The organism is Bacillus sp. COPE52 (genome assembly GCF_003355115.1).
In the GTDB taxonomy this organism is placed as follows: domain Bacteria; phylum Bacillota; class Bacilli; order Bacillales; family Bacillaceae_G; genus Bacillus_A; species Bacillus_A toyonensis.
This window is the reverse complement of the sequence record NZ_CP031292.1, coordinates 2,507,380-2,522,790: the sequence shown is the minus strand read 5'-3', so window position 1 is coordinate 2,522,790 and position 15,411 is coordinate 2,507,380. Positions and strand designations below refer to the sequence as shown.

Annotated in this window: 17 protein-coding genes; 4 read left to right on the top strand and 13 right to left on the bottom strand. The window is 34.2% G+C overall.

The window, feature by feature from the left end; all coding sequences use genetic code 11:
- Positions 1-139 precede the first annotated feature (139 nt).
- Complete coding sequence (locus DPQ31_RS12470; protein ID WP_208731974.1) at positions 140-1,156, top strand: D-alanyl-D-alanine carboxypeptidase family protein; 1,017 nt, start codon at positions 140-142, stop codon at positions 1,154-1,156.
- A gap of 58 nt (positions 1,157-1,214) precedes the next feature.
- Here the strand turns inward: DPQ31_RS12470 and DPQ31_RS12465 are convergent, their stop codons facing one another.
- From DPQ31_RS12465 to DPQ31_RS12445, 5 genes are all read right to left on the bottom strand, one after another.
- Positions 1,215-1,673: a DinB family protein gene (locus tag DPQ31_RS12465; RefSeq protein ID WP_208731973.1), complete on the bottom strand. Its 459-nt coding sequence runs from the start codon at positions 1,671-1,673 to the stop codon at positions 1,215-1,217.
- Positions 1,674-1,675: 2 nt separating this feature from the next.
- Positions 1,676-2,323, bottom strand: coding sequence for an alpha/beta fold hydrolase (locus DPQ31_RS12460; RefSeq protein ID WP_208731972.1), 648 nt, complete (start codon positions 2,321-2,323; stop codon positions 1,676-1,678).
- 85 nt (positions 2,324-2,408) lie between these two features.
- Positions 2,409-2,969, bottom strand: coding sequence for a nucleoside/nucleotide kinase family protein (locus tag DPQ31_RS12455; protein WP_208731971.1), 561 nt, complete (start codon positions 2,967-2,969; stop codon positions 2,409-2,411).
- 50 nt (positions 2,970-3,019) lie between these two features.
- Entirely contained in the window at positions 3,020-3,559 is a 540-nt protein-coding gene (locus DPQ31_RS12450; RefSeq protein ID WP_208731970.1) for a GNAT family N-acetyltransferase, read from the bottom strand.
- 103 nt (positions 3,560-3,662) lie between these two features.
- Positions 3,663-4,019: a hypothetical protein gene (locus tag DPQ31_RS12445; RefSeq protein WP_000535570.1), complete on the bottom strand. Its 357-nt coding sequence runs from the start codon at positions 4,017-4,019 to the stop codon at positions 3,663-3,665.
- Positions 4,020-4,595: 576 nt separating this feature from the next.
- Here DPQ31_RS12445 and DPQ31_RS12440 point away from each other — a divergent pair.
- Positions 4,596-4,874 (top strand): hypothetical protein, encoded by a 279-nt coding sequence (locus DPQ31_RS12440; protein WP_176549963.1) that lies wholly within the window; start codon positions 4,596-4,598, stop codon positions 4,872-4,874.
- Positions 4,875-5,424: 550 nt separating this feature from the next.
- Here the strand turns inward: DPQ31_RS12440 and DPQ31_RS12435 are convergent.
- Both DPQ31_RS12435 and DPQ31_RS12430 read right to left on the bottom strand, forming a co-directional pair.
- Entirely contained in the window at positions 5,425-5,886 is a 462-nt protein-coding gene (locus DPQ31_RS12435; protein ID WP_000569865.1) for a hypothetical protein, read from the bottom strand.
- Positions 5,887-6,277: 391 nt separating this feature from the next.
- Positions 6,278-6,658: a hypothetical protein gene (locus DPQ31_RS12430; RefSeq protein WP_199633420.1), complete on the bottom strand. Its 381-nt coding sequence runs from the start codon at positions 6,656-6,658 to the stop codon at positions 6,278-6,280.
- 635 nt (positions 6,659-7,293) lie between these two features.
- On the opposite strand from DPQ31_RS12430, the gene DPQ31_RS12425 reads away from it, so the two are divergent.
- Together DPQ31_RS12425 and DPQ31_RS12420 are read left to right on the top strand one after the other, a co-directional pair.
- Positions 7,294-7,662, top strand: a complete 369-nt coding sequence (locus DPQ31_RS12425) for an FtsB family cell division protein (protein ID WP_000526888.1) — start codon at positions 7,294-7,296, stop codon at positions 7,660-7,662.
- A 272-nt stretch (positions 7,663-7,934) separates the two neighbouring features.
- Positions 7,935-8,102 carry a hypothetical protein gene (locus DPQ31_RS12420; RefSeq protein ID WP_000358201.1) on the top strand — a complete coding sequence of 56 codons (168 nt, stop codon included), beginning with the start codon at positions 7,935-7,937 and terminating at the stop codon, positions 8,100-8,102.
- Positions 8,103-8,566: 464 nt separating this feature from the next.
- Here the strand turns inward: DPQ31_RS12420 and DPQ31_RS12415 are convergent, their stop codons facing one another.
- From DPQ31_RS12415 to DPQ31_RS12390, 6 genes are read right to left on the bottom strand one after another with little or no spacing between them, the layout of a single operon-like run.
- Positions 8,567-10,507, bottom strand: coding sequence for an AMP-binding protein (locus DPQ31_RS12415; RefSeq protein ID WP_097952813.1), 1,941 nt, complete (start codon positions 10,505-10,507; stop codon positions 8,567-8,569).
- A 49-nt stretch (positions 10,508-10,556) separates the two neighbouring features.
- A complete protein-coding gene (locus tag DPQ31_RS12410; RefSeq protein ID WP_000886736.1) occupies positions 10,557-12,098 on the bottom strand; it encodes an acyl-CoA carboxylase subunit beta in 1,542 nt (513 codons plus the stop codon).
- A gap of 2 nt (positions 12,099-12,100) precedes the next feature.
- Complete coding sequence (locus tag DPQ31_RS12405) at positions 12,101-12,889, bottom strand: enoyl-CoA hydratase (RefSeq protein ID WP_000939822.1); 789 nt, start codon at positions 12,887-12,889, stop codon at positions 12,101-12,103.
- A 4-nt stretch (positions 12,890-12,893) separates the two neighbouring features.
- Positions 12,894-13,805, bottom strand: a complete 912-nt coding sequence (gene mvaB, locus DPQ31_RS12400) for a hydroxymethylglutaryl-CoA lyase (RefSeq protein ID WP_000775420.1) — start codon at positions 13,803-13,805, stop codon at positions 12,894-12,896.
- Between the two features lie 21 nt (positions 13,806-13,826).
- A complete protein-coding gene (locus DPQ31_RS12395; RefSeq protein WP_001987345.1) occupies positions 13,827-14,042 on the bottom strand; it encodes an acetyl-CoA carboxylase biotin carboxyl carrier protein subunit in 216 nt (71 codons plus the stop codon).
- A gap of 26 nt (positions 14,043-14,068) precedes the next feature.
- Positions 14,069-15,406: an acetyl-CoA carboxylase biotin carboxylase subunit gene (locus DPQ31_RS12390; RefSeq protein WP_199633419.1), complete on the bottom strand. Its 1,338-nt coding sequence runs from the start codon at positions 15,404-15,406 to the stop codon at positions 14,069-14,071.
- Positions 15,407-15,411: the final 5 nt, after the last annotated feature.

Below are 15,411 nucleotides of genomic sequence, written 5' to 3'. Positions count from 1 at the left end.
TGAACCTTTTATTTTCCATCAATATCCAAAGTTTAATAATCTTTTATAATTCTTTAGAAATTCTTTACCTTTTCTTTCTTCCTAATTAAGCATTCCTTTTTACAATATTATTATTGATGTCATAGTAGGAGGATCGCTTATGCAATTCTTGAAAAAATTCACAATTTTATTATTATCTTTTATTATTACTGCACTTATCGTTTTATATTTTTATCTTTATGTAAATGGTCCAATTATTCAAGCTAAATCAGCTATTTTAATAGATGCTAATTCAGGTGAAGTTATTTATAAAAAAAATGAAGAAACCCCTATACAATCAGCTACTTTGTCTAAATTAATGACAGAGTATATCGTATTGGAACAACTGAATGACGGCAAAATACAGTTAGATGAATCCGTAAAAATAAGTAACGAATTAATCCAAGCGGAAACGACTCCTATGCAAGTAACAGCAAAGGATAAAACGACGGTTCGTGATTTACTTCATGCATTGCTTTTAACAGGAAATAATCGTTCTGCACTCGCACTGGCAGAACACATTGATGGCAATGAAGATAACTTTACAACGTTAATGAATGAAAAAGCAAAACAGCTACAGTTATCACAGCCATCTCCTTTTCTAAACTCTACTGGAGCTAATCAAGATACAAATAAACAATCGAATACAACAGCGAAAGATGCAGCTAAACTAGCAACGCATTTAGTAAAAGATTTCCCTAATGTACTGAATATGACGAAACTAACCTCTTACCAATTTACCTTCAAAAATTTTCAAGTTTTCAACACAAATAAAATGATTTATTCCCTCAATGAAAACATTAAACTCCAAGGTGTTGATGGCTTGCAAACTAGTTTTTCAACTAACGGTAATAATAGTTTTGTCGGTACTGCAAAACTAGGAGATACTAGGCTTATTTCAGTAATATTAGAATCCGATGAAGAAAACACTACTTTTATTGAAACAAAAAAATTACTTCAGTACGGTTTTGAACCTTCCTCGTACTCTGCACTCCAAGCTTTTAAAGATACTCTTACATCTTGGGCAATATTGCTACAGTTTAAAAATTTAATCATACAAACGATGATGATCTTTTTCATTATTACAATTTTAATGTTTTTACATTTACGTCAAAGAAAATCCGAGGATTTCAACTAAGAAATCTTCTTACATATAAAAACCGACTTGCGTTTACAGTACAAGTCGGTTTTTACGTCTATAATCCTCTTCCAATTAAATTCGCTGAAACGGGCTGAAGATTTAACTCTCTTGCCCATATTGATAGCTGACCTATATGATGAATTTCATGTACGATAACATGTCGTAACACTTCACCATACTTGTACTCTTTATCCGTCCATGAAACTTTTATTATTTTATTCTCTAAGTCTTCTGTCCACGATTGTAAAAATCCCTCTAAATCCTTATTATACAAATGAGATAATGCTTTCACTTTTTGAATAGATTGATAATCCGTAAATTGCGGCTCATCTACTTCTTTTCCTTTCAAATCACAAATCCAGCTATACTCAACATCTACAATATGAAATAATGTTTCTAATATACTTCCAACACCACCAACACGTTTGCGAAGTAATTCTTCCACTGTAAGTTGTTCACACCACTTAAACCAATCTTCTCTTACTTGCCAGTTATATTGAAATACAGTGTACACAATTATCTCTCCCCTACCCCAAGTATCCACTTAACAGCACCTATAATATAATGTGGCTCATCCTTTTGAATATAGTGACCGCTATGTTCTGAAATTATAAATTTATTTTTACTGGATAATTGTAATAATTCTCTTTGTAATTGTAACCATTTCAGTTGTGCAGCTTGCGAATAAAAAGCTTTTTTACCAGCAGCTAGCACGACAAGGGGAATATCGCTCATTGATTTACAATGTCTATCTGCTTCACCTAGACTAAACATAAACTCTTCATATGAACTTTCATATGCAAATTGTTTATAGTAAGCTTCTTGAAATTCTGGAGACATGATTGGCAAAAATACTTCTTTATAATTTCCTGGTGTCGAATCAACCAAAACTGTTCCCAATATATCCTCGGGATAAAAAACCGTAAATAACCGTGCATTTATACCACCAAAAGAATACCCTACAAAAATATAAGGTGGCTTCAGTTCTAAAAGATTTAAACATGTTCTTAAATCTTTGACCATTTCAGAACTAATACGTTGCTTGGAACTCTTCCCACTTTTCCCTAATCCAGCTCGATCATATGTAAGTATTGTCCCAAATTCCGTCAGTCTTTCAGCAATATAATCCCATGCCTTTGAATAATCCCCGTAGCCTGATTCCATTATAATAACAGGCTACCACTTCTTTCCTTGGAATACTTTCGTATACATTTTAAAATCATCAACTTGTACATATTCCTCTATACATTTAACCATCGACAATCACTTCTCTTCGGTCAAGTTCCTCAACAACATGATTAATTATTTCACTTACAGAAAAAGATCCATCCAATACGATATCTGAATTCGGTTTAACAGTATGAATTGCCTCTAAATAAGCTTTTCTCGCATGTGCCATGTAATGTTTTAAATCATTATGTATTTCACTCATAGTATCTTCTTTAAAATCTCGTAAAATTCTTCTAGCCATTGCAATATCTAAAGGTGTGTCAATAAATATAGTTACATCAATGAACTGCCCCATTTCTCTATTTAAGTATGCAAAAGGATAATCTACAATAATATAGTCTAATTTACTATCTCGTATAAGATGCTGAATATCATGAATTAATGGTGTAAGTATCCACTCGTCATAATTCGCTCCATCATCAATCCATTTACAAATATCAGCAGGACAGTTATCAAAGTTATAACTATCAAAAAATAGCGCTTTTGAATTTGTTAACCCATGAGTTAAACTTTCTGTAATAGTAGTTTTACCTCCCCCTGAAACAGCTGCAATTGTGATTACTATAGTCTTTCTATTCATAATTTCCCACCAATCCCTTTTAATTAACATAATAAAATTATAAAAAACTATTATTTTTTATTATTCCATTCATATTCTAGCATACTCATTTCCCATAAATTCCAATACGTTTCTCCTACTTTTTTTGAATCTCTTAATAAACCTTCTTTTACAAATCCTATTTTTTCATAACAAGAAATGGCCGACGTATTAAAATCATACACGCCAAGAGTTACTCTATGTAGTTTTAATTCTTCAAACGCAATATGAAGTACTGCTTTCATCATATGTTTTCCTATTGAACGCCCTCTCATTTTCGTATTACCAACTAACACTTTTCCAATTCTCGCAGACTTATTTATATCGTCTTTTTGACCAAGTGAAATATGACCAAGTACTTCTTCAGTCTTTTCATCTATTACTTTGAAAGCAAGTGTATTTGCACTTTCTATATATTTCTCTAATTGCTGTTCGTTTAAAGGATATGTAAATGCATTTCCTGACCACTGTATTAAAAATTGTTCGGAATGAATCCAACTTATTAATTGTTTGAAATCAGATCTTTTAAAGGGCACTAATTTAATCACTCTCATTCTCCTTTCGTACATCACTCTTTATAGCCTCAAACTTATTTCTATATAAAGAATATATTCTCCTTTTATACGAAATTAAAATAAAGCCATTCATCAGAATGGCTTTACAAACAAAGCATACTTATGCTTTATTTGCTACGTCAACACCATTAAAATTAAACTCTGCAGTAATCGTTGTAACAGGAGGGAAAATTGCTTCAATTTTGCAAATGGAGATAATTACTGCAACAGATCCAGGAATAGCTGCAAGCTTAACTACATCGCAACTTACAGACGCAACAGTACCTACATAAGTACGTCCCTCTGTATTAATTTGAACTGTTCGATTAATTAATTTCTTAAGCTCATCTCTAATTCCTTGTACACAAGAATTATCACATTTCTCATGCTTTTCCTTTTTACACTCTTCGAATATCTCCCAACAATCATCCTGTTTACATGTACATTTCTTTTTACAATTATTAAATCGAGAACCCAAAACCTCACCCCCTAATCCTTTCTATTAGTAAAGTATGTCCACTAGCTTAAAAGTGTACGAGGCAAACACATAGAAAGAAAAAAACAAACAATTGTACTAAACATTTTTTTCTTTATTAATTATAAAAACAATTCTTTAACAGTTAGCGGCTTGTTTAATGAGGGGACTTGGATTTAATTCTGCTGAATTTAAAGTTTAGATAACCTCTTTATCAAATGAATCTTTTTTTCTTTTAATAAGCCAGCTCCTTTAAGAGTTAGCTGTTTTTCCTATTACTTTACATATACATAGGCTTTGTTTGCAGTAATATAATATATTTTTTCTCTGCTGTTTTGAAATATACATTCAGAAAAACGTACTCCAAAATTAGATATTATTTATAATCAGAATGTTTTCTTCAACATGTGTTTATTGATAAATGTCATAACCAGTAATTCTCTCCACTATCTCTTGGAAATTAGCATAGTTTTTATGAATTCTATATGTAGTAGAAAGCACTCTATCATATAAAGATAAAATAATAGGTTTATAAACAAGCCATTTCTTCACTAAAACATAGAATGATAGTAATCCTATTTGAAGGGAGGTATAAAAAAATGTCCTGGAATAATGATTGCTGGAGTTCGAAGAAACGGCATTGTTGTGATGACTGGTGGAAGTCTAAAGAAAAGCATCATTGTGATGATGATTGGAGTTCTAAGGAAAAGCATTGTAATGATGATTGGTGGAAGTCTAAAGAAAAGCATCATTGTGATGATGATTGGAGTTCTAAACGAAATAAGTGTCGTTGTAAATGTTTCTTTATTTGTTGTCATTGTAAAAGAAAACATTGGTAAGATTTTAATGTCAACTTAACGGAAAGAATATGTCTTTTGGGATCGATAAATACTAGAATATAATATACAAAAAGCTGACTGAGTATAGTCGGCTTTTTGTATATTAACACGTAGAGATTTAGACTGGCATCTATAGTTACAAGTTGAGTGGAGTGTCGAAATATAAGCTGACTCTTATAAATCGACTTTGTAATTATTTCACATACACTTTATTTACAGTAGTAAGTTTTCCTTTTTGCTATGGTGCATTAAGTCCTGTAACACTTAATTTTGCATCAATAACAAACCCTCAACATACTCACTTAATCACTGCGACAACATAGGGTTTATCATTTCACGTTTACTATGAGTTACCCATATCTTATATTTTGTGTAACTAGCCCAAACGCTAAATCCCTTGTTATTCCTAGCATCATAACATTTTATCTTTCTAGTTACACAATGCATTAACAATGAGCAACTAGAAATTAGCATCCGTGTCATTCTTCTCTGTCTATCGCATGAGCTCTTCCATGTAACTAAAAAATACACCTTAAATGATTGGTCCTTTATGTAAGTGAATAAAAAGATTACATTATCCCTCCAAATGTAATTGTTCCTAGTAAGCCTAATAAAACAAATCCTGTCAAACAAACAAAATCAGCAAGACAAATGGAAGACTGTGATAACGGAACAAATGACCTACTTGTATTAGATCCATAATGTTTTATTTTCTCATAATTTATTTCTAACATTACGTGTAGACATGATACACATTCTTCAGTTGTTTGAATAGATTCATCTTCTAATCGCTCCAATAACCTACTATTAAGAGCAAACGGAAGAGAATACTGCTTGTCTAATTTCATATTTTGGTACATTAATTGTAAACGAGATAACATATTATTTTTCTTTTTGTCAGACTTCACTTTACTTTTCATATTATTAAATTCATTTAATAACATCGTCAACTCATCTCTGCTGCCATATAAATCTTTAGCTATTCTTCTTTTTAGTTTGTACGAATAAATCATAGATTTAATCTCAATCATTGTATTACACTTCCTAATTAAATTTTATTTAACCCAATATGTTAAAAACAGTACTTTCAAATCCTATTAAAAATACACTTAAGTATCTTGATTTACTATCGATTAATATTACATTAACCTTACACAGTTGTAATAATTTCTTTAACACCCCTTCCGAACAAACATACGTTTCTTTTCGGTCAATTTTAATTCGGAAGTTAATTGCGTCATTTATAAAAACACCACTGATTTATTTTGTTAATTAAAAATAAAAAAGTGGACACCAAACTACAGAGCACTATAATAACGCCCTTTTTAGTTTGATGTCCACGGATTCTTCCAGTAGGACTAAATTTATAATTAGTATTATAGCCTTTTCTCATATTTTAGTATATTTCTCATTAGAAAAAGATTATTTTATATAGATTACTATAAGCATCCATAAAGCCAAAGCGCCAATGATAGCGAGCGCTATACGTGTAGTTAGTATCCTTAATTCAAAATCAGTTTTCTTGGAGGGTTCAGGATATACAATTATGTAAATTCCCTTTAATAATGCAAGCCATGCAATAACCGTTAGGAACCCCTGCCAGTTGAATGCCCATACATTATGTAGGATTACAGTGCCTAGCCCTAGGAAAATCGATAAAAAACCGTACATAATACCAAACCCTCTGTCTTCAACCACTAATTTTTTCAATTCACGTAATACCGATGGGCGTACGAAAAGTATTCCCGATACGATAACCGTGATCCATCCCCAAAATAATCCTAAAAAAGTGCTAATTTCCATTTTTAGTTCACTCCCCTCAATTATTTATATTTCAGATATTGCTACCTTTAGAACAATTTCAACACCTATATATTGGCTATATTTTGCTCTTTATTCATACAAATATGGCATATTCAATACCTATCCTTAATCATCTCATTCTTCGTCATTATCTATCCGAATCAACCGAAGTCGCTTTGTACTATTCCCGCACACTTTTTCATAACTTGGAGCTATCATGCACTGGAGCCAATATAATGATTTATTTGCCTTTTCACTAACCTCTACAATTGTCCCCTCTGTAATAAAATGATCACTTTGATACAATGTATACTCGCTTATCCCATGGAATCATCATTATTCCCTTCCCTTTTAAAATAGCGTTTTTATTTCAAATGATACTCCTATTAATTTAAACGGATTTTTCAATGTTTTTACCCAAAAATTCGTGATATCGTTAATTAGTCGAGTACTTCATTACTTGATGATTATCCTTAGGAGCCTCGCAGACAATCGGTGTTTCTTTTATGTAAATAAGGATTTTGTTTAAACTTTACGATATGCAACTATATTAAAATATCTTCTAAAATTCCCATTAAACATTTATAATACTTTTAAACGGTTTAAATTCTACAATCAGTAATGGAGGCATTTTAATGGGAAACATCCCAAAAGTATCATCACACCAATCAAATTCTAATATACCCTCACAGCAAGTGAACCCTAATACACAACAAGGTAATAGAAAAAAAACAAGACGCCGTATTATAACTACTTTGGCTATTATGGTACCTATAATTTTTGTCCTTCAATATTCTCTGAATAACCAACAAGAAATGATTAAAGAAAAACAAATCACGCTGAATACGGAACAACAAAAATTATCTTCTGTAAAGAAGGATGGCCATTCCCTTAAGAATGATGTTAAAGCTTTAACAAGTAGTGAAGAAGAAATTTTAAAATTCGCAAGGAAATTGTATGGATTTTCTAAACCGAATGAAACTATATTTCAAATAACTGAATAAAATTACACTGCATTACCCAAAAGGCGATTTGAAGATAATCGCCTTTTTATATTTAATTTCTAAAGGAATCATACTACTCTCTCTTTCTATCAAATAACTATTTTGTTTACTTCATTAAAATACAACCGTTTGACATCACAGGGAATTTTTATAAGTAGTTAACTTCTCAATGTAGTTTGTGTATATAATTCCATTCAAAGATGCATAATACCCACGTAACTATTTAAAAACACTTCGTTTTTATATCAAAGTTCAAAAAGGAGCTACATAACATGGATAAAAAAGATTTATTAAGTCAACAACTTGATCATGTATCATCTGATGCGCTGAATACTCCTAGTAAAGCCCAAGAGCAAATGCAAGAAACATCTCAGCAGGCACATAATTCAAACAAAAAGGGCAATACTCAATCTTTACATGTTGAAGATTTACCAAATTAAGACGTATATAGAATAACGAACAAATACTAAATTTTAAGGGGAAAAATTCTTAAGAACGAGTGAACTTAATTTTTTCCCTTTTCCTATTACATAACACTTTAATAGGAAATACGTACACATTTTTGACACATTCCCTAACACAATCTCCTGAAAATTCGTGATAATATTAATTTGTCGAATACGCCAAATTTCGACATTGCACGACAATACTATCTCCCTTAGTGAATCCCTGTCCCCCAGGGATTTCTCCTTTTATTCATTACTTTTCGCTTCACTAAATTTTCATCCTTAACACAATTCAATCACTCCAATGAATAGACATGCCACAATCCTATTTTGATAAAAACTATAAAACAAACATACGTCGTAATAATACAAGTAGAATTTTACTACTTCAAATTTACTTCTTCTCTTTTTATAAACATGAAAAATGAGCTCCATTTACATAGAGCTCATTCCTACATTTATAATTTACTAGACTGTAGACCCTGAATATGTGGAACTACTTCTGGATTTACAAGTGATGATAAATCTCCTAATTCTTTTCCTAAGTAAGCCGCTTTGATGACGCGTCGCATTACTTTAGAATTACGTGTTTTTGGCAAATCCTCTACAACGTGGATATCCTTTGGACATAATGCTTTTCCGATATGAGAATTTACTAAACTCATTAATTCTTTCTTTAATTCTGCTGTAAATATTACACCATCTCGTAATACTACAAAGCAATGACAAACCTCACCTTTTACATCGTCAGGTACACCAATGGAAGCTGCTTCTATTACATTAATATGTTTCACAAGAATAGACTCATATTCAGCAGGCCCCATACGTTTACCAGCAATATTTAGCGTATCATCTGAACGCCCTGTAATGATATATTGTTCACCATCATAAATAACCCAGTCACCATGAACCCATTTATTTTCAAATCGTGACCAATATGTGTTCACATAACGCTCATCGTCTTCCCAGAAACTTTTCGTCATTCCAACCCAAGGTTTCTCTAAACATAATTCTCCAACTTCATCACGGATTGGTTTACCTTGATCATCAAGTACAACCGCAGCCATACCTGGTAACGATGCGTTAAAACTAATTGGTGCGATTGGCTTAATCAGAACATTACCGAAAATCCCACCAGAAATTTCAGTTCCGCCTGAATAGTTACAGATTGGCACTTTTCCTTTTCCAACTGTTTCAAACAGCCACATCCATGGATCAGGATTCCAAGGCTCTCCTGTTGATGCGAATACTTCTAAACTCTTTAAAGAATGTTTATTCACATACTCATCACCTTTTGCCATTAATGCACGGATTAACGTTGGCGAAATACCGAGATGAGTAATTTCATATTTATCAACCGTCTCCCATAAGCGATCTGCTTCTGGAAAGTCTGGAACACCTTCGTACATAACCATCGTTGCACCATTTATGAGTGAACCGAATAATAAAAATGGCCCCATCATCCAGCCCATATCAGTTACCCATAATACACGATCACCTTGTTTAATATTCATTCCAAATCCTGCATCAAAAGCTGCTTTCAAAGGAAATCCTGCATGCGTGTGTACCGTTCCTTTCGGCTTACCAGTCGTTCCTGATGTATATATGAGCATTAAAGGATCATCACTATGCATTTCTTCGGCATGTATGAATGGTTTTTCTTTTTCTAGCGTACTCCATGAAAAGTCATAATGATGCGGTGTAAAATCATTTCCTGCATGACGAACAATTACCACCTTTTCAACAGTCGGGCAATGTTCACAAGCTTTATCTACTTCATCCTTTAAAGAAACAATTTTCCCGCGGCGTGAAAATCCATCTGCGGTAATAATCATTTTTGAACCAGCTGCTTGTACGCGTGTCATAACTGCATCCGAAGCAAATCCCGAAAATATTGGTGAAATAATTGCTCCGATTTTCATTACAGCTAGCATCGCAACAACTGTTTCCGGAATCATCGGCATATAAATTGTTACACGATCGCCCTTCTCAATACCCGCTTGTTTCAAACCATTGGCAACACGGCTTACCCAATTGTCAAGCTCTTCATATGTAAATGATTTTGAAGTTCCATTTTCCCCTTCGTACTGAAGTGCTGGCTGTTTTCTTGTCACTTCATCCGCAATCCAGCGGGATAAAGCTGATTCTACAACGTTACATGTTCCACCATTATACCACTGTGCAAATGGCGTACCATTTTCTAAATCTAACACTTCTGTATAAGGTTTCATCCATTGATAGCCAACTGCTTTTTCTGCCTCTCCCCAAAACCAAGCTGTTTCCTCAATAGATTTATTATAAAAAGTTTCATAGTCTTCATATCCCAATGATTTCATCCAACCATATAAACGTGTTTTTTCCTTATACTCTTCTGTTGGAAACCAAACTGCTTGTTTCAATGTTTTCCCCTCCTTGATTTTTTGAGCAAGAAAGCCCTAAATAGGGCTTTTAAACTGGATATACAGGATGCTTACGATCCGTGAATACTTGATATTTACTCATATACATTTCGAAACGCCCTTTTAACTCTTCACGTAAATTGTTTGGATGAACAATACCATCAATCACCATCTCTGATGCTAAATGATAAATATCAATATCTTTCTTATACTCTTCACGTTTTTCAGCAATGAAGCTTGCACGCTCTTCTTCTGGTAAAGCCGCAATTTTATTTGCATATACAGCATTGACCGCTGCTTCTGGACCCATTACAGCAATAGAAGCTGTCGGTAATGCTAAGCAGCAATCTGGTTCAAATGCCGGACCTGCCATTGCATATAAACCAGCTCCATATGCTTTTCGAACAATGATAGAAATTTTCGGTACAGTTGCTTCACTCATTGCAGAAATCATTTTTGCACCGTGACGAATAATACCAGCGCGCTCTACTTTCGTACCAATCATAAATCCTGGTACATCTGCAAGGAATAATAATGGAATATGGTATGCATCGCATAAATTAATAAACTTCGCTGCTTTATCAGCTGAATCGTGGAATAAAACGCCACCTTTCATACGCGGCTGATTTGCAATAATACCTATTGGCTTACCATCAATGCGTGCTAAACCTGTAATGAGTTCTTGAGCAAATAATTTTTTCACTTCAAAGAATGAGCCGTCATCTATAATTCTGTTAATCAGATCTTTCATATTGAAAGGAGCATTTTGATTTTCTGGAATGATTTGTTCTAACGTTTTATCGAACTGTTTCGGTTCTTGAGGTGTCATCAATGGAGTCTTTTCTAAGTAGTTGCTTGGAAAATATGAAATGTATTGTCTAGCCTGTGTAATTGCATCTTCTTCTGTCTTACATAAAACGTCTCCGCATCCTGATACTGAGCAATGCATACGAGCCCCGCCCATTTCTTCTAAAGTTACCTTCTCACCTATAACCATTTCAGCCATACGTGGAGATCCTAAATACATAGATGCATTACCTTCCACCATCATAACAACGTCACAAAAAGCTGGAATATATGCACCACCAGCAGCAGAAGGACCAAATAATAAACAAATTTGCGGAACTTTACCTGATAATTTCACTTGGTTATAAAAGATTCTTCCCGCACCGCGGCGCCCTGGGAACATTTCTACTTGATCTGTAATACGCGCTCCAGCAGAGTCAACTAAATAAAATAATGGAACACGTAACTTTTCAGCCGTTTCTTGAATACGTAAAATCTTTTCAACTGTACGAGCTCCCCATGATCCGGCTTTCACAGTTGAATCATTTGCCATTACGCACGCAGTACGCCCATGTATTTTACCAGTTGCAGTTACAACACCATCAGCCGGTAACCCTGTTTGCTCACAATTTGCAAATAATGCATCTTCTACATATTCGCCATTATCAAATAGAAGAGCTAAACGATCTCGAACAAATAGTTTTCCTTTTGCTTTGTTTTGTTCATGATATTTCGGTGCTCCACCTTGTTTAATCGTTTCAACTCGTTCTTCAAAATTATTTGATTGTTGTTTTTGATCTAACACATTTACTCCCCCTTATACATCGGTTTGCGTTTTTCCTTAAATGCCTGTAATCCTTCTAATCTATCTTCCGTATGGATTACACCCTCGTACGCCTGTTTTTCCATTTGTAATCCGGTATGTAAATCTACTTGAACACCATTAGAAATTGCTTCTTTTGCTAATCGAACTGCAATAGGACCATTACTAGCAATTTGATTTGCAATTTCAATCGCTTTCTCTTCTAGTAAATCAGCTGGTACGACGAATTCTACTAAACCATATTCTTTCGCTTCTTGCGCCGAAATACGTCTTCCTGTATAAATTAATTCTTTCGCTCTACCAACACCAATTAATCTCGGTAAACGCTGCGTACCACCTGCTCCAGGTATAATTGCAAGGGTAGTTTCAGTCAGACCAAGGCTTGCATTTTCAGAAGCAATTCTAAAGTCACAGGCTAAACTCAATTCCGTACCACCACCAAGAGCAATTCCATTAATAGCTGCAATAACTGGTTGTGGTAATTGTTCCACCATTTCCATAGTAGTACGAATCATACCAACCGCATGGCGAACTTGCTCTTCATTCATACCAGCTCGTTCTTTTAAATCTGCGCCAGCACAAAACGCTTTTTCACCAGCCCCTGTTAAAATAACTACACGTGTATTTGACTCTTCACTTATTTCCGTTAATATTGTTTGCAATTCTTCTAATAACGCTAAAGATAAAGAATTTGCTTGTCTTTCACGATATAACGAAATCTTTACAACATGCGGTGTTACATAGTCAACTGAAATATTTTGTAATTGTAGCATCTTCTCACCTACTTATCGTTTTATGTTGAAGCGCTCTATACACATGACTCGGTAATTGGATATTTAACTTACTTTGAATAAATTGACTAGCTCTCCATAACTTTTCTTCGTCTATATTTGTTTGGACACCTAACTTATGGAGCATATGCACTAAATCATCAGTTGCAACATTTCCTGATGCTCCCGGTGCATATGGACATCCCCCGAGTCCACCACAAGAACTATCAAACGTTGTAATACCGTGTTCTAAAGACTTCACTACATTTGCAAGTGCCATCCCATACGTATTATGAAAATGCATTGCAAACTGCGAAGCATCATATTTCTTTAATAGATGTTCTAATACTTGTTCTACTTGTAATGGATTCGCTACACCAATCGTGTCACCGAGAGAAACTTCATAAATGCCGTATGAAAATAGTTGATTACATATTTCATCAACTGCTGTGGCACTTATATCTCCCTCATACGGACATCCAAATACAGTAGAAACATAACCTCTAACCTTTTTCCCTTCGAATATTGCCTGTTTTGTTATATCTTCAATAACAGTTAATGCTTCTTTAATTGATTTATTAATATTACTTTTATTATGAGATTCACTCGCTGATAAAAAAACATTCACCTCATCTACATTTTGCAAAAAAGCTCGTTCCAAACCATTTTGATTTGGAACAAGCGCAGCATATGTAACATTGGGATCCCTTTTTAGCTCAGAAAAGACATCATTTGCATCCGCTAAGGCAGGAACCCATTTTGGGTGAACGAATGAGGAAACTTCAACGTACGACAATCCGGCTTCTGTAAGTAGTTGAATCCATTTTACTTTATCTTTTGTGCCAACAATCTTTTTTTCATTCTGTAAGCCATCACGTGGCCCTACTTCTTTAATGACAGCAAAATTAGGTAGTTTCAATTCGCTTCCCCCTATATCTCCCTATTCAATTTCTAGTAATACATCTCCTTCATTTACAAAATCGCCTTCTTGCACATTAATTTTCATAACTGTGCCAGCTTCTTCTGAAATGATTGGAATTTCCATTTTCATAGATTCCAAAATGACGACATCCTGCTCTTCCTCTACTGTATCTCCTACTCCTACAACTATCTTCCAAACATTTCCTGCCATCGATGCATATACTTTCGTCATCATTTTTTCCCCCTTAATATTCATAAATCTTATTTTTTAACAAGCTGTTTCGTTACGAAACCCGTTGTATAAATACCACTTTTGAACACATCGTCTCCGAGCACTTGCAGTAGCATCGGTGTATTTGTTTTAATACCTTCAATTTTCAACTCCTCTAGAGCATTTTCTAATTTTGAAATTGCCTCTTCACGAGTTTCACCATGAGCAATGACTTTTGCAATCATTGGATCATAAAACGGTGTAATTGTTACATGATTCTCTAAAAAGTGATCCATACGTATATTTGATGGTAATGTTAAATCTGTAATTTTCCCAGGTGACGGGAAGAATGTTTTCGGATCTTCTGCATAAATACGTGCTTCAATGGCATGACCACTACGTTTTACATCATCCTGAGTAAATGATAGTTTCTCTCCACTTGCGATAAGAAGTTGTTGTTCTACAAGATCTAACCCCGTAATTTCTTCTGTAACGGGATGCTCTACTTGTAATCTCGTATTCATTTCTAAGAAATAGAAATTTTTCTGATCATCTACAAGAAACTCAACTGTACCTGCATTTGTATACCCAAGAGCTTTAGCAGCTTGTACAGCCACTTCTCCCATTGCTTTTCGTGTACCTTCATCTAAAAAAGGTGAAGGTGCTTCTTCGATTACTTTTTGATTTCGGCGCTGTACGGAACATTCACGTTCCCATAAGTACACTGTGTTACCATGTGTATCTGCTAAAAGCTGAATTTCAATATGATGCGCGTCTGCAATATAACGCTCTAAATACATTTCTCCATTACCGAAGAAATTTTGTGCCCTTGTTTTGTTACTTTCAAATGCTTTGGTGAGCGTTTGCTCAGTTTCCATCAACTGCATTCCAATGCCTCCGCCGCCCGCGGATGCCTTAAGCATTAATGGATAACCAATTTGTTTTGCAATTTCAATTGCCTCTTCAACAGTTTCAATATTTGTAGTAATACCTGGAACTACTGGTACATCTGCTGCTTGCATTGCTATACGTGACTCAATTTTACTTCCCATCTTCGTAATGATTTCTTCTGAAGGACCAATAAATACGATTCCTTCTTCTTTACAGCGAATCGGAAAAGATGGATTCTCTGATAATAATCCGTACCCCGGATGGATTGCTTCAACATTTGTCTTCTTAGCTATTTCAATAATTTTTTCAAGGTTTAAATAGCTTTCTTGAACTCGTGGACCACCTACTAGATAAGCTTCATTTGCCATTTTTACATGAAGGGCATTTTCATCAGCCTCAGAATAAATAGCGACGGTACGAATTCCAAGTTTTTGACAAGTTTTCATAATGCGAACTGCGATTTCCCCGCGATTGGCAATTAATATTTTTTGAAACATAGTGA